The following is an 18,590-nucleotide window of genomic DNA, read 5'->3' as shown; positions in this document are numbered from 1 at the left end:
ATGCGTAGCCTTTCATCAACTTTTCATCAATTAGAGTAGTTGTCACATCGAATTTAATACTTATTTCATGTTTCCTCTGTTCAATATAAACCGAATCATAAACAGATTGTGTTACTGTACCGCCATACACATCGCCTGTAACTGTAGTTGGATTACTCGCAGCAGGGATGTTCAGTATAGCTGCAGCATTGACTAAACCTTTTCCAAACAACTTCGGATTACCTAGAGCAGTAGCACTACCATCCAATGCTTGACGAATATCTTGATTGGTATAAGTATAATTCCGACTTTTAATCAGTGCAGCAACGCCTGCAACTTGAGGTACTGCCATCGAGGTGCCGCTCATCGTGATATAGTTACTACCCGTTAATGACAAGCCCTGAATATTCACTCCCGGAGCAACAAGCTCTACCCCTGCGCCCGTATTAGAAAACGCTGCGAGTTGATTGCTACCGTCAACAGCGCCAACACCAATAACCGATGGCAACTTTGCCGGATAGGAGACTGTGTTTGCACCATCATTTCCAGTTGCGGCAACAAGTAGAATACCATTGTTAAAAGCCAGTTGCATGGCTTCTTCCAATGCAGATGAGTACTCGGTTCCAGCAAAACTCATCGCCACGATGTCCATGTGATTGTCAATGGCCCAATCAATCCCCTGAATGACCTGACTGTACGTACCTTCTCCATTGGAATCTAAGACTTTTACATTGTACAAGTTGACATTGGGGGCGACCCCTACGAGACCATGTTCATCCTTCAATGCAGCTAGAATTCCAGCCATAAATGTACCGTGACCATTGGCATCGTCTAACGATGTATCATTGGTTACAAAAGAAGCTCCTCCAGATACGTGAAGTTCAGAAGAGTGTGTGTTAATACCAGTGTCTAAAATTGCGACCTTGACGCCAGTACCGTCCACCCCTTGATTTTGAACTTCAGGAACATGGATTTGATTCAAGTTCGGAGTAACGATATCCCCTGTTTTCTTAACGACGCTATCCTTCTCAATGTAAGCTACATTAGAATCTTTCTTTAACTCTTCTACTTCGGCAGAAGAAAGAGTCGTCGTGATATGAGAAGAGAAATGCTTAAACTTTTTATCTTGATTCTCCTGCTGTAAGCCGCGTTTGGTTCGTTTGTTTAAAGCTTGCTTACCTTTTTCAGCATCCTTAAATTTGATGATGTAAGAGCCAGCAAGAGACTTATCTCTGGGATTGTTTTTTTGAACAGAATCTTGTGCCGCTGCAAATGCAGGAGAAATGAGTGAAAATAATATGGCCAGACTTAACATGAATGGAATCATTTTTTTCTTCATACTTACCTCCAATATAAATATTTGTTCTTGGATTACATAAATCAGGGCTTGTTTTACGAACCGAAAAGTGCAACATAATCTATGTTTGAGCGACTTAATTTCATTTCTGAATTTGAATATTAAAAAGATTACCGTTAGCATCATATTTATACTTTAATTTTTGCCCCGATGAGAATAGAAGATAATCTATTCGTCCAGTAACATCATAGTGATACTCGTAAATACCTGTATAAAAATAAAGCGTATTACTTGCTTGTGATTCATTACCTGCTGCATCTATTGCCGTAACTTTTAGGGCATAGAGCGTATTAGCCGCTAAATTTTGAGCCGTGTAGTTAATATTATTTGTTGACCCTATCTGTGTACTTCCGTTATATACAATGTATGCTGTTACACCAACATTATCGATAGATGCTGTCCAAGAGAGACTTACAGAGTTAGCCGTTTTACTTGTGATGAGCAGTTTTGTTGGGGCAGTCGGAGCTTGAGTTTCGACTGGCGTCTTTGATATGGTTAGGGCGCTTCTGGCAGCAGGGTCAGACCATTCAAGCCCATCATTTACTGTAATTTCGAAACTCCAGGTTCCTTCAGTAAGTACTGGGGTTTGAAAAGATGTTGTTGTACCTGTTCTAGCTTCAGAGTCATAAGCAATCGTGGTCCAGTTATCTTTCGACCCCCGAATTCGGTAACTGTTTTGTGTTTGTCCATCAGCGTCTGCGTAAGTCCATGTAAAGTTTAAAACATTGCTGGAGAGTGCTTGTCCGTCTGTGTACGAAGTGATAGACAGTGTTGGTAAGTTATTTGTCTTTATGTAATAAAATGGCGTGAACGCAGAAACACCGCCTTTAGAATCCTTAACTGCTACTCTCCATCTATAGGTTGTCCCTCGAGATAATTTCCCATAAGGAATAGTATAGCTTGATGCTCCTGAGTAAACCCAGCCTGAATCATGAACTTGAGTTAATTCTGAGTAAAACCAGTCAGTAAGCCCAGTAGCTTTGTAAATTTGAACATCATAAGCAGACTGTGTATCCCCTGCATCAACATCAGTAAATGTCCAGTTCAGAGTAGTTACTGCTACTGCTACGAGTGAAGCGTCGATGCTCAAAGATCCAGGAAGTAGAGCTGAAGGTTGATTAGGTATTATATCAATGACGATTGTCCCCGTGTAGGTCGAACTAGCTGTCCCCCAAAGATTATCATTTGCTACTACAGTTACATTGCTGTATGAGCCGGCAGCTAAATTGTCAGAATCTACATTCCACTGTAAAGTCCATGATTTAGACGTCAATGTATTTGAAATGGTTGTTGACTTGGTGATACCGGCAATTGTTGCACTGATTGTGACGTTATCATTGTCAGGGTCGCTTACATTACCTGTGAGAGTAATGATATTGCCAGACCCACCTTTATAAACAACTTGATTATTATTTAATAAGTTAGATATGGTAGGGTTTTGATCAAAATAACCTACATAACGAAGGCCTCTGTCAACTGAAATGGATTTTGCATTTATTAGGCTAGGCCATAAGTTTGTGTCATCTTGCAGCGCATATCCTCCGTATGCCCCCTTAATTGTCCCATCATTATATAAGACAAATCGATTCCCTGAATTGTATGAAATGGATCTTGCATTTATAAGGCTGGGCCATAAGTTTGTGTCATCCCCCAAAGCACCTTGTCCTTCAAGCGTACGTTTTATTGTCCCATCATTATATAGTACATATCGAAGGCCTCTTTCATATGAAATGGATTTTGCATTTATAAGGCTAGGCCATAAGTACGTGTCATCTCCCAAAGCACCTTGTCCTTCAAGAGTACGTTTTAATGTCCCATCATTATATAGTACATATCGAACCCCTAAGTTATATGAAATGGATTTTGCATTTATTAGGCTAGGCCATAAGTATGTGTCATCCTCCGGAGTAACTTGTCCATTAAGAGTACGTTTTATTGAATTCCCTAAACTCGACGAATGAATAAGATCATTTTGGTAAACTTCTTGACTCACCGTTACATCTGAAGGAGTTTTAATTGGGGACATCTCTTTTTTTAACTTCATCCGAAATTCTCCGTTTTTATCCGAAGGTCTAGCTTGTTTTAACAATGCCAACTCCCCTGAAACAAACGATGCAGCAGTTGACGTCCCACTTTGAGTCGAGTACCCATTATTCAAATATGTACTTTGAATCCCCACCCCAGGCGCTACAACCTCAAGCTCACTTCCCGTTGCTGAAAATGTTGCTCTTTGATTATTCTGATCAACAGCCCCGACAGAGATCACAGAGCTATACTTAGCAGGATATTGAATCGTATTCCCAGTCCCCTCAGCATTCCCTGTGTTTCCCGCCGCAGCAACAAGTAATAATCCACTTTCATATGCCTGATCAACAGCACTATGAAAAGCTGGTGAATCTACGCTAGTCGCCATGCTCATATTGAGAATATCCATATGGTTGTCCACCGCCCAATCAATAGCAGCGATAACATCAGATAAATAACCTTTGCCAGTTGAATCCAACACCTTGACTGCGTATAAATCTGCATCAGGCGCTACTCCAACAACACCTACATCATTGTTTTTAGCCCCGATAATTCCAGCCACATGAGTACCATGACCAAAATCATCATCATACGAGGTTGTATAGTCAACAAATGAAGCTCCACCTGCTACAACAAGATCCTCGTGATGGGTATCAATTCCAGAATCTAAGACTGCAACTTTAACGCCTTTACCTGTAAATCCATTGTTCCATGCATAAGTTGCATTGCCGACAGACACGCCCCAGTCCATTGTTTGCGAGGCTGTTTGAAGCTGAATGTCCGGCTCAACCGATTGTACATCTGTGTTTTTCTTGAGATTTTCAATTTCTTTAGAGGTCATCTTGGCGGAAATGGATGGGGAGTACTTATGCTGCCTCTTGACTTTACCCTTGATGAGTGATTTAGCAACCTTTTTCTTGTCTTTGAAAGTAATGATAACTCGTTGCTCATCTTCAATAGCAGATGATTGAGTGGATTCCGTCGAAGCTATTGTAGTCGCAGCAACATCACTAAGAGGGCGAATTGATTCGCCTAAAGTAGACCAATTGGTTGTTGAAATTCCTTCATCGGTTGGTGGTAAGGTAACGGCGGAAACACCACAAACTGGCAATAAACCCATTAATACCGAACCCAAAACTAAACTCGATAATTTCTTTCTCCACTTCCAAGTCATATACTGACTCCTTTCGGTATTTAGTTCCATCAGAATCTACTATACCGTACAAAAGCCGCCTTATCTCTGAGATATATTGTCGAATAAAGTGAAAATTAGTAAATTTTGTATAAATTTTTAGAATGAAAATAGCCCTCTCAGCTTTAAAGAGGGCTATTATAGATACAAATACTAATCGACTAGTCTGCCCGATATATCCTTACCACGCATTCCACATTGGTGTCGCGACCGTGAAAGGGATATAATCGAGACGAATTAGTATTTTCACTAAGTTACGAAACAACGGTTCTCTATTTTCCGAAATGTAACATTGCCATGAGGTCAAAGAACAAGTGCACTATAATAACTGGGACGATTTTCCTACTCTTCACGAAATAAATTGAAAAAATGAAAAACATAATCCCTACATACAGCGCAGGTATTAATCCCTGATATAAATGATATGAAGTCTGGATTAATGTACTTATAAGAACTAACATCTCTTCTTTTTTGATCAGATACTTCAATTCAGTTATTGTATATGCCCTGACAATTAATTCTTCAAAAAAAGGATTTATCATGATGAATACAAAGTAGAATATTGATATATTCGTTTTTAAAAAATCAATGTTTTTAGGTGCCTCAGAAAAATTCGGTGCGATAGTAAGAGCAATTATGTAAACAATATAGATGCCAAAATAAAGCAGGAATCCATGTAATATATCAATTTTCCGAAACTCGAAGCCTATATCTTTAAAGGCTCGACCTTGCTTTCTCAAGACCAAATAAAGTGCTCCTAGAGAAAGCATTTCCCATATAATACTGAAAATAAATCTCAAATCAGAGCTATACGCCGTAACATTATCTGTGATAAAGAGATATATCGAATTTACAATAAGCGGGAATATTGAAACCAATAAAATTATGATTAATGAAAATATGCGAACTTTGAACTCATTTCTCACAAACAAACTCCTTCATCTAATAGCTGTCAAATCGAATTATCCTCTTAAAATGGATTATTTTTGCAGAGTCTCATTAAATATTTTATGATAGAATTCATATTTATCGGGAAGTCTCTTTTTCAGAAAATCCCAAAACCAAATTTCATCAAACTTTTCTTCTCTGCACACTAAAAATCTGGTGATTTCTGTATAAAACCAATACTGTTAGTTTCGTTTATATTGTTCCAGAAATTGAATAATTTTCTCGGAATCATATGATTTCGCAATAACTATTGGGGATAATCCTCGATTATCCTTTATATCAACATCAGCTCCATGATTAAGCAGGAATTCAACCATTTCTATTCTTTCATTTTCTACATCAGTAAAGTCCAACCCGTTTCACTCACATTATTCATATCCATACCTTTTGATATAGAGTTTTCTATATATTCGAAGTCGCCCACAGCAGCAGCTATAAAAATATTGTGATTTTTATTATTCATACCAGACCTCCTACATTGTTTTTACTTGAACAAATGCAAGCATTCTTATGCCCCCTATAATAGAGCCCTGAAAAGAACCCTCGAATCAATGAATCTTCTCTTTTAATGCTATCTTTTGCTACTAGTTCAATTACCGAACTGAGTAAATCATTTGTTATATCTGTTACTTGAGTCATATCTCGCCTCAACTTTTATTTAGATAATAAGACAACTCATCGGATAAAAAACGCTCATATTTTCCCGAATGAATCAGCAAAGTAGAAGCTAGATCATTAGAAATCGATACCTTGTTGTCCACATCATTAGGCAAATGTGATAATCTCTCCCCTAGTGTAGGGTGAGTATCGTCCCGAGAAGATTTACTATTTAAGGAATACTGCAATTCCTGAGCAATCTCCCCCTGCAGGTTATCATATGATTGGCGGAAGACCTCATAGTAGTTGATGATTCCACGACCTTCTTTGTATGCTCCCGTCAAGTGGTGCATTGAAACCTTTTCAAAAACAACGTTTATACTATGCATTTTTTCTAAGGCGCTAGTATAAGAACGAGTACCACAGGTTTGCGCGGCTAATGTATCAGCTCGATATTCTCGTGCTCTTGAAACGACTAACATCACTTCATGAAACCATTTTAAATAAGAACGGAGAATGAACATCGGAATAAGTGATGGGAGCAACATAAAGGGAGCCAGATCAGATCGATTTGATACTGTCCCATGAAATAGATGCTTTAGCGTAGTTAGCGATCCGTTATATACTGGAGATACTTTTTTACTGAAATCTGTATCCCAACCCGTAAAATGAGCTATCTCGTGACTAATTATGGAATAAAGTTCATTTAATTTTAAAAAATCCAACATTGGCAAACTCAAGCTAAGTATCTTACCTTTTATCGTCCCATTAGGTAGACACAATGATGCGTCTGTAACATAGAAGCGACTCCTAGCATTAAGAATAATGTGGTTTGGCATTTGTGTCCCCATTTGGCTGCAAATATCCCGAACAACTCGATATATTTCGGGTTCCTCATTTTCATTAATAGCTACTGCAACCTCAAATTGTGGTCTTGGGAAAATTGATCTGATTAATCCAGCTAGGACAGAATAGAAACCAAAAAGAACACCGCACCCAACCCCAATACAAGCTCCAATTAGAAATATTGCAATAGTGGGAGGAATGAAGGTTTCGAATACATAAACAATCCCATAGCCGACAAACGTGATAATAATTATGGAAAATAAGAACAACGCATATAATCCAGGTACAAATAATAGATATTTGCTCCGAATCTTTCTATCAAAAGCCTGATTATTAGACAAATACTTTTCTGCTTGCACGCTTACCTCCTAAAAAGTTATTGCTATATATAAAAAACAATTTTGCAACTCGTTTCACATACCTACCAGAAAGTTGGTGTTTATATTATTATTAATATTTCTACAATTCCATGTTTATTTATCATTACATTTATCTCCCCTCAGCCAGTTGTTAACTTGATGAAATCCATGTTTTATTAAAACGCCCATCTATGATCTTCAGGTAAACATTCATCACATAAGAGTTTTCCGTCAATAGTTGCACCATTACATAATTCCATAATAGGATTAGGTTTTTCTCTATCAGTAGTCCACGTTTCACAATTATAACATTTTCCACAATTCATATTATTTGGGTTTAGTTCTAATTTAGAAGTTTCAATCCACTTAATATTCTTAATTTCATTATCAATTTCTATATTTTGGTCATACGAAATATTTCTGCTAATTTTATCGAGTAAATTGAGCAATTCTTCATCTTTCTCCTCTAAATTCAACAAATAACTTACCTTTATCAATACTGTTCTCTTTGATTTTGCACTCATAATTCCTCATCCTTATATAAAATTGCTCTTTCATTTATTATCCTTGATAGCATCGTTAAATGCTTTTCTGTAGTTGTACAAGTCAAACTGCTTCTCCAATGATTCAATTGTGTTCCAAAAATTTTCCTCATTAAAATCTTTTAAGTCAACCACCAAGGATTCTGCAAGGTTATGGAATGCATGGGCAATTCGTACATTTCTATAGGAATTCTCCTGATTAAAACTTCCGCTATTTTTAATGTCTAGGAAGGCTAAGTAAATAAGCATCTTGTACGCCTGCTTCTTTAATTCATTCATTCCATCAACTCCATAAAAACTCATTACTTGCAATAAAATCGTGCTTTCATTAAATTAAAATTAGTTCGTTTTGACATTACAAAATGACTTTCGCAAATTTCGATTTAACTTCCTCTTCAAAGCTATCAAACCAATCTGCTTTTATAGACATAACTGTAGCAAATTCTTCTTCAAGAGGTTCTATTACATCCATTACATCATTCTCAAGTATCTCTTCCAACACCTTCACATCACTTTTAATATCTAAAGTATTTACTAAGGCTACGAGATCACCATTAACTATTTCCAATCCATAATCCTCAGCAGTGCCTTCACCACAAACAAGTTTCTTTGTAATATGTAATCCATGACTGAACACATTGAGTTCAAAAACACAATCATCAAAATAACCAATAGAAATCAAAGAATAAGTTATATGTTTGGACAACCCGACTGCGAAATCAGCAATACTTTTCCAATTAAATTCTTCATTTAATAAAATAGTCCAATCAGTTGTCACTTGCCCTAAATAATACATATCTTCAGAAATACTTACGAAGGATTCATTAAATCCCAGCATTTTTTCGTTGCTATCTTTTCATTTGCTGTATGCTGATCGAAAATGAAAATACTCCTACCATTCTTGTTCCCCAGCGCTCCAACATACACTAGATTTAATCCGTTTCAATACTGAATACGACATAAGGGTTTAAATCCTTTGCATCCCATTCTTCTTTATCCACTACCTTGAACTCATTCGATTCGGGATCTTGGATTACAAAGTATGATTTATTATTTTCTCTAAAAAGCTTTTTCGCTATATCGATTGCATATTGCTTCGTCATGTTGATATCCCCTTATGAAAGACTTTTTAATACTTTTTATCTAATGTCCAATATCCTTAAATCTTTGTAATGTTGAAATTGTTAGAATAGTTAAATTATACCATAAATTGCGAGTGAGGATTAGCTGATATTGTTTAAAGTCAGAAGGAGTTAACAACTTGCCATCCCCTCCCATCAGAGTTAACATACACACACTTAAACAATGGGAAGGAAGGTGTGACCCTGGAGGATTTTCCTGAATGGATTTTAAAAGGCTTACGTAAGAGGTTTGATGATCTATCTATCATCGTGGAGCAGCAAAACACATTGTTCCATAAAGATGCTGTTCATTATCAGATCGGCTGAAAAGGAATGGCTTTATTTGAAAATAAATACTTTGGAATTATAACGAGCGAACAGCATCGAATCGATCCATGCCATTTATCGCAATTGGTTGCTTGTGCAGTCGGTTACTCGATGATTTCCTCAATTTCCAGTCCAATTTTCAGGGTAAATAAATAACGCGTTGGCGAGAGAATGGTGATCTTCTCTACCAACGCGTTAAAAAGGTCGTCTCACCGCTCCACTCTAACGGCTTTCCCTTATTCAATCCGATCCCAATCTACGTCGAGCGGAGTCCCTTTCTCCTGCAATCGGCCTTCAGAAGCGTCCTGATGCAGCTGCTCCAGCCATTTCAGCTCCATAAAAGCCCGCTTATAGGTGCCAACCATCATCTGCAAAACAACGCGCGGAACGGTGCCTATATGCTCCTCATAAACACTTTTCGCTCTCTGCATAACGATTTTCTGCGCCATAATTTTGTGCTCGAGGATTTCAGCAATTTTATTCTGATCCCCATGCACCGTGAAAGGCAATGCAACATAAAGCGGATGGTAATACCAGATCTCCTCGTGCAGCTGCTCCATCAGAAATTCTTGGAATTTCTTCTTGCCTGCATCGGTCACTTGATAGATTGTCTTCTCGGGACGATTCGTATCGCGCACCACTTCAAGCGCTTCTACGAATCCGTCCTTTTTCAACTGATCCATCGCATAATAGAGCGAGCCATCCTGCACTTTCATGTAATTATGCATGCCGCGTTCTTTCATGATCTGCCGAATTTCATACGGGTGCCGATTGGCTTCCATCAGCAGTCCAAGAATAACGAGCTTCATTGACATCTGCTCCTGCCTCCTTAGTGCACGGCTGCAGGCGCTGCGTCTTTAACAGGCGCTTTGCCAATCTCCAACTTCGCGTTGCCCATGAAAAGAATGAAGATCAGGCCAATGACAGCCAGTATGATTGTCGTTTGGAAGACGACCGCGATGGAGTCTGCTAAAGCCGTAATCAGCTTATGCAGTACCTCTGGCGGAATTTTAGCCCGAAATTCAGGCTGCAGCAGAACACGCGCGTCCTTCATATTTTCCGCCAACGCAGGGTCGGGGACAGCCGCCAGCATTTTGTCCTTCAGAATATTCACCTGCACACTGCCGAACACGGCAACACCAATAGCTGACCCTACGGAACGAAAGAAACCAACGAGCGAAGTCACGGTTCCCCTGCGACGGAAGTCAACCTTATGGAGAGCGGACATGGAAGTAATCGGGAAGCAGGCGCCAATTCCCAGACCTAATAGAATCATGAATACGGTGATCGTCCACCGCTTCGAATCAATGGAGATTCCGCCCAGAAGGGAGGTGGCGATGATGAGAAGAACCACTGAAACGAGCAGCACATTCCGGTAAGCGTATTTGCCGATAAACCGGCCGCCAAGCGCACTGCTGACGACAACTCCTAACATCATAGGCGTCAAAACAGTGCCAGCGCTCGTTGCCGAGCCTTCGAATACACCTTGAATAAACAAAGGAATATACGTTCCCGCCGAGATGAGAACCGCGCCGTAAGCAAAGCTTACACCCATACTGGAGGTAAACAGCCTATTTCTGAAAAGGTCCAAAGGCACGATCGGCTCAGCCGCATATTTCTCTATCGTAATGAATATGCCAAGCAGAACAACAAAACCTGCAAACAAACCAATGATTTGCATGGAGCCCCATGCATAGTCTTTACCGCCAAGCTCCAGGGCGAACATTAAGGACATGATCGACGCTGTTAACAGGATCGTACCGCCCCAATCGATCTTCGCTTTGCTGTGCTCCACGGACTCGTGATAAGAGAAAATGATTAACAGCAAGGCAACGACGCCAAGCGGAAGATTGATGAAGAAAATCCATTCCCACGTCACATGGTCCGTGAAATACGCGCCGATAATCGGTCCGAGCACACTCGACAATCCGAATACTGCTCCAAACAGACCTTGCATTTTCCCGCGTTTCTCGGGAGGGAAAATATCAAAAATAATCGCAAATGTAATCGGCATTAACGCGCCGCCCCCGATGCCTTGAATGGCACGGTAGACAATCAACTGGGTCATGGATGAAGCTGTTCCGCATAGCGCAGAACCAACCATAAACACAATGACCCCAATAAGGAAAAACAGCTTTCGTCCATACATGTCGGACAATTTGCCGAAGATCGGCATCGCCGTCACATTAGCGATCAAATACGCTGAAAATACCCAAACGAATTGATTAAAACCGCCCAATTTTGAAACAATAGTCGGCATGGCCGTCGAAACGATCGTCTGATCAAGCGAAGCTAGCAGTAGGCCCAGCATTAATCCGACGACGGTCCATGTCGGATTTGACTTACGTGATAAAGACATGAATACTCTCCTTTGTCCATATAGTTATAAATTATATTAATTATTATATTCAAATTTGAGTAATTGGCAATAGAGAAAACAACTATACCCATTTATTCCTGCCTTTAGATTACATCCACTTTTCTCACTTTATACCCATCGTTGCCTACAGCCCTTTACTTATCATATAATGAAGTTAGAAAAGGATTTTATATTCTTTACAATTTCGATAAATTTTATTTGTACCTATTCCATACAGGCAGGAGTTTTCTCATGAATATGAACCAGTTGGAGACGCTGCTTACCATTTCGAAAACGATGAGTTTTCGAAAAGCTGGGGAAATTCTTAATTTGACCCAACCTGCTGTTTCCGCGCAAATCAAAAGCTTAGAAGATGAATTCGGGACGATATTGATCGACCGCAATCAGCCTGTCACCTTGACGGACAGCGGCAAATTATTTTTGGAACATGCGGAGAAAATACTACGTATAGCCAGTGACTTGAAACAGCGGCTAGTTGACTTGCACCAAACGCCTCAGGGACATATTCACATTGGAACAACGACGTCTATCGCCATGCAAATCTTGCCAAGGGTCCTCTCTTACTTCCAAGACCAATTCCCTTTGATCAAGACAACGATTCATTCCATGACGTCTTCGCAAATTATGCAAAGTGTAGATAATGGCCAGATTGATATTGGCATCACTTATTTGTTTGAGAAAAATCAGTCGCTGGAAACATCTGTCTTATACTACGATACATTTGAGTTAATTGTATCTTCGATGCATCCGCTCAGCCGTTTTTCACATTTATCGATCGATAAGCTTCGGAATATTCCCTTCATTATGCTCTCCCCGGAAACGGCGGGACGACGGTTCGTCGATCAAATTTTTGCCGCCTATGAGGTATCGCCGCATATCGTTATGGAGCTGTCCAGCAGCGAAGAGGTGAAACGCATGGTGGAATTAAACCTAGGCGTAGCGATCATATCCAAGCTTTCCGTCGCTGATGAACTGCGGCACGGCACCCTGAAGATGCTGAAAGTGAATGAACTGGATAATACCCATCCCGTAGGTGTAGTATATAAATCGGGCCGTTATTTGAATTCGGCCATGCAGCAATTCCTTCGGGACTTGAAGGGAATGCCGGAAACCCAATTTCTCGGATCTGAATGAAGGAGGCCTATTTACATATGAAATTCGACCTGCATACCCATCACGACCGCTGCGGACACGCTCAGAACAAGATTCGCGACTACATTGAGGCAGCCATTGCCGGCGGTTTGAACGTTATCGGCATCTCTGACCACTCGCCCTACTTCGGCAGCTCGCAAGATCAAGCACAGCCCTTGATCGCGATGGCCAAAAGCGAATTTCCCCGCTATATCGAGGAAGTTCTTCAATTAAAACAAGAGTATGAAGGCAAAATCGATGTGCTGCTCGGGGTAGAATCGGATTTCTTTCCTGAGCATGCTGACATTTATCGCCATGAATATGCGAAATATCCTTTCGACTACATCATTGGCTCTGTTCATTTATCCGGCGGCGTCAGCATCTTTAACCGCAGACGCTGGAATGGACTTTCCGACGTGCAGAAAGTCGAGCAGAAAGAGGAGTACTACCGACTCATTCAGGAGTCTGCTCGCTCTGGCATGTTCCAGTTCCTTGGGCATATCGACGCCATGAAAGGATTCTACCCATCCTTCTCAGACATTGCCACACCAAAGGTCAACGAGACGCTCAAAGTGATCGGCGAATGCGGCGTTGCGATTGAAATTAATACGTCAGGCAAAACCAAAGATGTCGGAGGCTGGTATCCGTCCGTTGAAATTCTTGAGCAAGCCCTGCATCACGGCGTAGAAGTCACCTTCGGATCGGATGCTCACATTCCTAGTCGTGTTGGCGACGATTGGAATGAAGTAAGCGCAAAGCTGAAAGAAATTGGCTTCAAGCATTGGGTTTACTTTAAAAATAAACAGAAACAGATTGTTCCGTTATAGAAGAAATGGCACAAGACTTCTCGTCTGTATGCTTCCTACAGAAAAAAATCTCCTCTGCTTATGTTCGATAAGCATGGAGATTTTTTTGTTTTACTCTTCTCCGGCAGACGCCGCTTCCATAAAATGAAGCTTGTCATGCAGGCTTCGCCCGAGTACCTCTATCACTTGATCGGCCTTCATCGGCTTGAAGAAATAATAGCCTTGAATGTGTCTGCACCCATTATTAACAAGGAAGCTTGCTTGTTCCTCCGTCTCCACGCCTTCTGCAATAATTTCCAGCTGGAAGGAGTTCGCTACAGAGATAATCGCTTTGATCATGGCCCTGTCTTTGTCATCCGATTGAACGCCGCGGACAAAGGATTGGTCCAGCTTGATTTTGGTAACAGGGAATCGCTTCAGGTAGCTAAGCGAAGAATAATGAGTGCCGAAATCATCAACAGAAATTGCAATGCCTAAGCCGCGCAGACGACGAAGGGCATCCAACTGCTCGTCCTTCATCGCGACATTTTCCGTGATTTCCATTTCCAAATAATTAGCCTCCAGGCCCGACTCCTTCAAAATGAGACGCACTTTATCGACAAACCGCTCATCATGCAGCTGTTTCACGGACAAATTGACCGAAATTGCCAAAGGCTGCTCCAGCAAGTTGTGCCATGCCTTCATCTGCAAGCAGGCACCACGTAAAATCCACTCGCCAATCGGCACGATCATGCCGATTTCTTCAGCCAGTGGAATAAATTCAGCTGGCGATATATAGCCCATCGTTGAATGTTTCCAACGCAGGAGTGCCTCCACGCCAACAATTTTGCCAAGTATGCAATCGACTTGCGGCTGGTACATAATTTCCAATTCGCCGCGTTCTATCGATTGCCTTAAATGATTGCCCATCTGGAGCTTCGTCAATGAGTTATTTTCCATTTGCTGATTGAAAAATATATATGAGCTGCCGGTCTCCTTCTTCGCTATATACATAGCCATATCCGCATTTTTCAGCAGCGTTTCCCATGTCGTTCCCCCTTGCGGATACTGCGCAATGCCTATGCTCATACTGGCAAAAAAGGATCGGTTCTCAATCATGCAAGGCTTCTTGAACAAGCCAAGCAAACGTTCGCAAACATTCCGAATATCTTGCTCGTCCGGGCAATCTGTGAGCAGCATGGCGAACTCGTCGCCGCCGAATCGAGCTAAGGTATGATAAGCAAGATCTGCCTGTTGAATTCGGTTTACGACTTCCCGAAGCAGCAAATCCCCCGTGTGATGACCGTGCGTATCGTTGACCATTTTGAAATTGTCCAGATCAAAAAATAACACAGCTAGCGAGCAAGTCTGATCGCAAACATAATTAATCTGCTCTTTTAAAAGCGTTTGAAAGTGCGCCCGATTATAAATGCCCGTCAATACATCGTGATAGGCAATATACGAAAGCTTTTGCTCCGATTCTTGCAGCCGTTCCGTATACTGGAGCAATTCCTGCTCCCCGGCTTTCAGTTCCTCGTTCATCGCCATGAGATGCTCATTCGCCTCAAGGATCTCTTGGGTGCGCTCCATGACAACCCGGCTCAGATGATTCCGCTGCCTCACAATATACAAATAGAAAAGCAAACCAAGCATCAAAACGAGCAAGTAGGCGATGCGGATAAGTGTAATTTGTTGATCGATACTATGAATCGCGCTGTTCTGCGGCAGTGCTGCCAGCTCCCATTTAAGGTCAGAGAAAGTAACCGTAGTGCGAATCGAGTTCATTTGGAAAATGCGGTCATCCCCATAAAAGGCAACCTGGCCAACATTACGAATCGCCAGCTGAAGGTTCCCCTTGTCCTGCCCTTTTATCTCCGCATCCATCAAGAGCTTGTCCAGATCCAATCCGACAGAAACGAAACCCCAGAAACCAGAGTTATCATAAAGGGGTTTCCTGGCCACTATGCCGCTATTGCCCTGGAGTAGTTTAAACGGACCGTCTACAGTTGCTTTTTTCGTCTCTAATGCCCGATGAATTTGCTCTTGTACATTGACCCGCGGGTCATTCAATAAATCCCAGTTCACAAAGCTCTCGTTTCCTTGCAGCGGATACACATAGGAGACAATACCCTTGGGGGCAATTAATAGGTTAAAAGCAGAGCTGTCGACGCCATTATATAGTAAGGTCAAATAACTCATGATTTCTTGATCGGTTTTGCCTTGTAAATATCCCGCCTCAACATAAGCTTCCAAGCTAGCCATGAGATTGAAATTCCTCTGAACAACCGATTCCAGAGCGAGAGCTCGCGAGAACAATTGGGATTCCTCTGAAGTTTTAAGCCCCTGAAACAGCGAGTTTTGGTAATTTCGGATGACGACTTCAACAGAGGAAATCAATATAACAAATACTAAAGTGATCGTCGTGTAATATATTGCTCTCATTCTTCTCTACTCCCCGCCGAACAATTTCTATTGTTCATTTCTGTTATCGTCAAAAAAACCCTTTGTTTTTAGACATCTCCGGGAATTTCTTCAAATTACCATACCAACCCGCCCTGTGATCATCCATATGAGAACAAAAAAAGGGACCTAGCCAACGGGGCCAGGTCCAAATGTTATATTAAAAAAGGGGGTCTTGGTTATTATAATACCCCACATATGTTATGGGCGTATAACGGGAATGTTCCAATTGTGTTACAAAAATAATTATTTTAGAGTAGGGCGAATTGGCTTGTACTATGCCGCTCTCAGAGACTTCCTTATATAAAAGGCGATCGTACCCAAAAGAACGACCACAAATGAAAGCATCGACCATGCCGCAGGTTCGTTGCCGAACGCCGCGCGGATCATATTCCACTCGATGGAGCTGAACAATACAACAATGAGCACTTTCATCCAGGAGATCATGTGGAGGGCAATCACATATTGCCGCTGTGCATTTTCTTCCGTAATCTCACGAAGATAGTTGAATTTATGCGGTATTTTACCCAGTAACGTTAGTCCCCCATAAACCAATGCACTTAAAATAGGCAGCAGAATCAAGCCTCCCTTGCCACCCCATCCATTAGGCTTACCGGAAAAATCAAAATGGGTTGGAAACTGTTCAGGCAGCGAAGTCCACACAGCAGCCAGATAACTCAAAACGGCCAGCATGACAATGATGGCACTCACGTTATGAACGGCCTCGAGTTTCGTTCTCGGGATATTCAATATAGGCCGATTGAACATGGTCATCCTCTCCTTCATCCTATCTGATCAAAACCGACATTCACTACCATTATATGGTATTTTCGAAAGAATGACAAAAAAAGAGAACCAGACGACAGTAAACTGCCATCCTGTTTCTCTTTTTTTCTGCTTAGTAGCCTTCGCCTTGACCGCCTGTCACGATCGCAATGCTGGAGCTTGCTCCGATGCGGGTCGCGCCGGCAGCGATAATTTTACGGGCCGTTTCGTTGTCTCTCACGCCGCCTGATGCTTTCACACCCATCTCCGGGCCGACGGTTTTTCTCATTAACGCGATATCTTCCACCGTTGCTCCGCCATGGCCAAAACCGGTCGAAGTTTTGACAAAATCGGCTCCCGCCAGCTTGCAGATCGAACACGCTTGTACTTTCTCTTCATCCGTCAGGAGGCCTGTTTCGAGAATAACCTTCACAACAGCCTGCCCATTCGCGGCCTGGACGACGCCTTCTACATCCTTTTGCACTGTGCCGAGCTCGCCTGATTTCAGCGCACCGATATTCAGCACCATGTCGATTTCCGTTGCACCGTTTGCAATGGCATCACGGGCTTCAGCCATTTTGGCGAATGTCGTGGTCGCCCCCAAAGGAAAGCCAATCACCGTGGTGATGCCAACGGTTGAACCTTCCAGCTCTTTGGCCGCCAAAGTAACCCAATGCGGATTCACGCATACTGTAGCAAAGCTATATTGCTTGGCTTCGCCGCAAAGTTTAATGATTTCGTCTCGCGAAGCATCAGGCTTCAATAACGTGTGATCAATCAATTTGGCAATTTCAATTTGTGTCATCGTTTTCTCCACTTCCATCTATTCATTTTTGATATTCAAGCAAATATTTAGCTGTAAACTGATCCGTAATTAAAGTGTTCGCATATTTCCCGCTTATGGCACCATAAATAGGCTCTATTTTCTTCATACCGCCGGCAACGAGAATGGACTTTTCTTTCGTTCGAAGCTCGGCCAAATCAATGCCGATCGTCCGCCGGTCCAGCTCTTCGCTGCAAATGCTGCCTTCCAGGTCAATATAGCGGGAGCAAATATCGCCTACGCCCTTCGCATGTATAATGTCCAAATCCCCGGGAGAAAAGTAGTTGGCTTTGATCAGTACAGAATCCTCCGAAGGAGCTCCGACCGTGAATACGGCAATATTCGCCTTCTTGCCCATATCCAAAATTTTACGTATATGCCGGTCGGCCTCAATCGCCTGCTTGACGACAGCGTGATCAACAATCGCCGGCAGCGGCAGCAGATGGGGACTCGTGTTGAAAGCAGCGCCGAAGAGATGGATAATCTCCGAAGCATATGTATTCGTCTCCGAGTAACTGACGCCGCCGTTCAGCTGAACGACAGCTACATCTTTCACATGCTTGTTTTGCAAATGGACAGCGACTTCATATAGCGTAGTTCCCCAGGTTGTCGCAATCGTGTCTCCGGCTTTCACGGTTTCGTACAAATAATTCGCCGCGGCCTCGCCAATATATTTCTTGACGATATGCTCCTCATATTGGGGAACAGAAGTGACAACTACCTTCTTCAGCTTGAACTTCTCCTCTAATTGCGAGGCCAAATTCTCATTATTTTCTGTTGGATCCATAATCTTTATTTGAACAATGCCTTCGGCTTTCGCCTGCTGCAAAAATCGAGAAACCGTAGGACGAGATACTCCTAATTTCTTAGCAATATCTTGTTGGCTATAATCTAATTGATAGTACATTCTTGCCGCGTCGATGATTTTCTCCAGCTTATCTCCACCCATATGT

General features: G+C 41.8%; 18 protein-coding genes. 2 read left to right on the top strand and 16 right to left on the bottom strand.

The genetic code is table 11. From position 1 onward, the window contains the following. From ABRS97_RS16520 to ABRS97_RS16465, 12 genes are all read right to left on the bottom strand, one after another. The coding region (locus ABRS97_RS16520) for a S8 family peptidase (protein ID WP_367815657.1) at window positions 1–1,318 on the bottom strand (1,318 nt) is incomplete at its 3' end. 100 nt (window positions 1,319–1,418) lie between these two features. Beyond that, entirely contained in the window at window positions 1,419–4,535 is a 3,117-nt protein-coding gene (locus ABRS97_RS16515; RefSeq protein WP_367815655.1) for a S8 family serine peptidase, read from the bottom strand. 290 nt (window positions 4,536–4,825) lie between these two features. Continuing rightward, window positions 4,826–5,323, bottom strand: a complete 498-nt coding sequence (locus tag ABRS97_RS16510; protein WP_367815670.1) for a CPBP family intramembrane glutamic endopeptidase — start codon at window positions 5,321–5,323, stop codon at window positions 4,826–4,828. A 360-nt stretch (window positions 5,324–5,683) separates the two neighbouring features. Further along, window positions 5,684–5,854, bottom strand: a complete 171-nt coding sequence (locus tag ABRS97_RS16505) for an ankyrin repeat domain-containing protein (protein WP_367815654.1) — start codon at window positions 5,852–5,854, stop codon at window positions 5,684–5,686. Further along, window positions 5,836–5,964, bottom strand: coding sequence for a hypothetical protein (locus ABRS97_RS16500; RefSeq protein WP_367815652.1), 129 nt, complete (start codon window positions 5,962–5,964; stop codon window positions 5,836–5,838). Before ABRS97_RS16500 ends, ABRS97_RS16505 begins: the two co-directional genes overlap by 19 nt. A 184-nt stretch (window positions 5,965–6,148) precedes the next feature. Further along, window positions 6,149–7,303, bottom strand: coding sequence for a M48 family metallopeptidase (locus ABRS97_RS16495; protein ID WP_367815650.1), 1,155 nt, complete (start codon window positions 7,301–7,303; stop codon window positions 6,149–6,151). A 176-nt stretch (window positions 7,304–7,479) separates the two neighbouring features. After that, window positions 7,480–7,827 (bottom strand): hypothetical protein, encoded by a 348-nt coding sequence (locus ABRS97_RS16490; RefSeq protein WP_367815648.1) that lies wholly within the window; start codon window positions 7,825–7,827, stop codon window positions 7,480–7,482. A gap of 30 nt (window positions 7,828–7,857) precedes the next feature. After that, the gene (locus ABRS97_RS16485; protein WP_367815647.1) at window positions 7,858–8,124 is read right to left on the bottom strand and encodes a hypothetical protein; all 267 of its coding nucleotides are present in this window, start codon (window positions 8,122–8,124) and stop codon (window positions 7,858–7,860) included. A gap of 76 nt (window positions 8,125–8,200) precedes the next feature. Next, entirely contained in the window at window positions 8,201–8,683 is a 483-nt protein-coding gene (locus tag ABRS97_RS16480; RefSeq protein ID WP_367815646.1) for a hypothetical protein, read from the bottom strand. Window positions 8,684–8,777: 94 nt separating this feature from the next. Further along, window positions 8,778–8,948: a hypothetical protein gene (locus ABRS97_RS16475; protein ID WP_367815645.1), complete on the bottom strand. Its 171-nt coding sequence runs from the start codon at window positions 8,946–8,948 to the stop codon at window positions 8,778–8,780. 581 nt (window positions 8,949–9,529) lie between these two features. Then, window positions 9,530–10,108: a PadR family transcriptional regulator gene (locus ABRS97_RS16470; RefSeq protein ID WP_367815643.1), complete on the bottom strand. Its 579-nt coding sequence runs from the start codon at window positions 10,106–10,108 to the stop codon at window positions 9,530–9,532. Between the two features lie 14 nt (window positions 10,109–10,122). Further along, window positions 10,123–11,652: an MDR family MFS transporter gene (locus tag ABRS97_RS16465; protein WP_367815641.1), complete on the bottom strand. Its 1,530-nt coding sequence runs from the start codon at window positions 11,650–11,652 to the stop codon at window positions 10,123–10,125. A gap of 252 nt (window positions 11,653–11,904) precedes the next feature. On the opposite strand from ABRS97_RS16465, the gene ABRS97_RS16460 reads away from it, so the two are divergent. Further along, window positions 11,905–12,807, top strand: a complete 903-nt coding sequence (locus tag ABRS97_RS16460) for a LysR family transcriptional regulator (protein ID WP_367815639.1) — start codon at window positions 11,905–11,907, stop codon at window positions 12,805–12,807. 17 nt (window positions 12,808–12,824) lie between these two features. Beyond that, complete coding sequence (locus ABRS97_RS16455; protein WP_367815637.1) at window positions 12,825–13,631, top strand: histidinol-phosphatase; 807 nt, start codon at window positions 12,825–12,827, stop codon at window positions 13,629–13,631. A gap of 90 nt (window positions 13,632–13,721) precedes the next feature. On the opposite strand, the gene ABRS97_RS16450 is transcribed toward ABRS97_RS16455, so the two are convergent. The 4 genes from ABRS97_RS16450 to ABRS97_RS16435 form a co-directional block, all read right to left on the bottom strand. Continuing rightward, entirely contained in the window at window positions 13,722–16,031 is a 2,310-nt protein-coding gene (locus ABRS97_RS16450; protein ID WP_367815635.1) for a bifunctional diguanylate cyclase/phosphodiesterase, read from the bottom strand. Between the two features lie 294 nt (window positions 16,032–16,325). Further along, window positions 16,326–16,817, bottom strand: coding sequence for a DUF1648 domain-containing protein (locus ABRS97_RS16445; protein ID WP_367815633.1), 492 nt, complete (start codon window positions 16,815–16,817; stop codon window positions 16,326–16,328). A 130-nt stretch (window positions 16,818–16,947) separates the two neighbouring features. Then, a complete protein-coding gene (gene deoC, locus ABRS97_RS16440) occupies window positions 16,948–17,610 on the bottom strand; it encodes a deoxyribose-phosphate aldolase (RefSeq protein ID WP_483312468.1) in 663 nt (220 codons plus the stop codon). 31 nt (window positions 17,611–17,641) lie between these two features. Continuing rightward, window positions 17,642–18,586: a DNA-binding transcriptional repressor DeoR gene (locus tag ABRS97_RS16435; RefSeq protein WP_367815630.1), complete on the bottom strand. Its 945-nt coding sequence runs from the start codon at window positions 18,584–18,586 to the stop codon at window positions 17,642–17,644. Window positions 18,587–18,590 lie beyond the last annotated feature (4 nt).

This window comes from Paenibacillus tabacirhizosphaerae (assembly GCF_040812395.1).
In the GTDB taxonomy this organism is placed as follows: Bacteria; Bacillota; Bacilli; order Paenibacillales; family NBRC-103111; genus Paenibacillus_E.
This window is presented reverse-complemented; position numbering and strand designations above follow the sequence as displayed.

Bases quoted from the DNA above. Each gene is read 5' to 3' on its own strand.
- ABRS97_RS16515 (WP_367815655.1), bottom strand. From the start codon at position 4,535: ATGACTTGGAAGTGGAGAAAGAAATTATCGAGTTTAGTTTTGGGTTCG.
- ABRS97_RS16510 (WP_367815670.1), bottom strand. From the start codon at position 5,323: ATGCTTTCTCTAGGAGCACTTTATTTGGTCTTGAGAAAGCAAGGTCGA.
- ABRS97_RS16500 (WP_367815652.1), bottom strand. From the start codon at position 5,964: ATGAATAATAAAAATCACAATATTTTTATAGCTGCTGCTGTGGGCGAC.
- ABRS97_RS16490 (WP_367815648.1), bottom strand. From the start codon at position 7,827: ATGAGTGCAAAATCAAAGAGAACAGTATTGATAAAGGTAAGTTATTTG.
- ABRS97_RS16485 (WP_367815647.1), bottom strand. From the start codon at position 8,124: ATGAATGAATTAAAGAAGCAGGCGTACAAGATGCTTATTTACTTAGCC.
- ABRS97_RS16480 (WP_367815646.1), bottom strand. From the start codon at position 8,683: ATGCTGGGATTTAATGAATCCTTCGTAAGTATTTCTGAAGATATGTAT.
- ABRS97_RS16475 (WP_367815645.1), bottom strand. From the start codon at position 8,948: ATGACGAAGCAATATGCAATCGATATAGCGAAAAAGCTTTTTAGAGAA.
- ABRS97_RS16470 (WP_367815643.1), bottom strand. From the start codon at position 10,108: ATGTCAATGAAGCTCGTTATTCTTGGACTGCTGATGGAAGCCAATCGG.
- ABRS97_RS16465 (WP_367815641.1), bottom strand. From the start codon at position 11,652: ATGTCTTTATCACGTAAGTCAAATCCGACATGGACCGTCGTCGGATTA.
- ABRS97_RS16460 (WP_367815639.1), top strand. From the start codon at position 11,905: ATGAATATGAACCAGTTGGAGACGCTGCTTACCATTTCGAAAACGATG.
- ABRS97_RS16455 (WP_367815637.1), top strand. From the start codon at position 12,825: ATGAAATTCGACCTGCATACCCATCACGACCGCTGCGGACACGCTCAG.
- ABRS97_RS16450 (WP_367815635.1), bottom strand. From the start codon at position 16,031: ATGAGAGCAATATATTACACGACGATCACTTTAGTATTTGTTATATTG.
- ABRS97_RS16445 (WP_367815633.1), bottom strand. From the start codon at position 16,817: ATGTTCAATCGGCCTATATTGAATATCCCGAGAACGAAACTCGAGGCC.
- ABRS97_RS16435 (WP_367815630.1), bottom strand. From the start codon at position 18,586: ATGGGTGGAGATAAGCTGGAGAAAATCATCGACGCGGCAAGAATGTAC.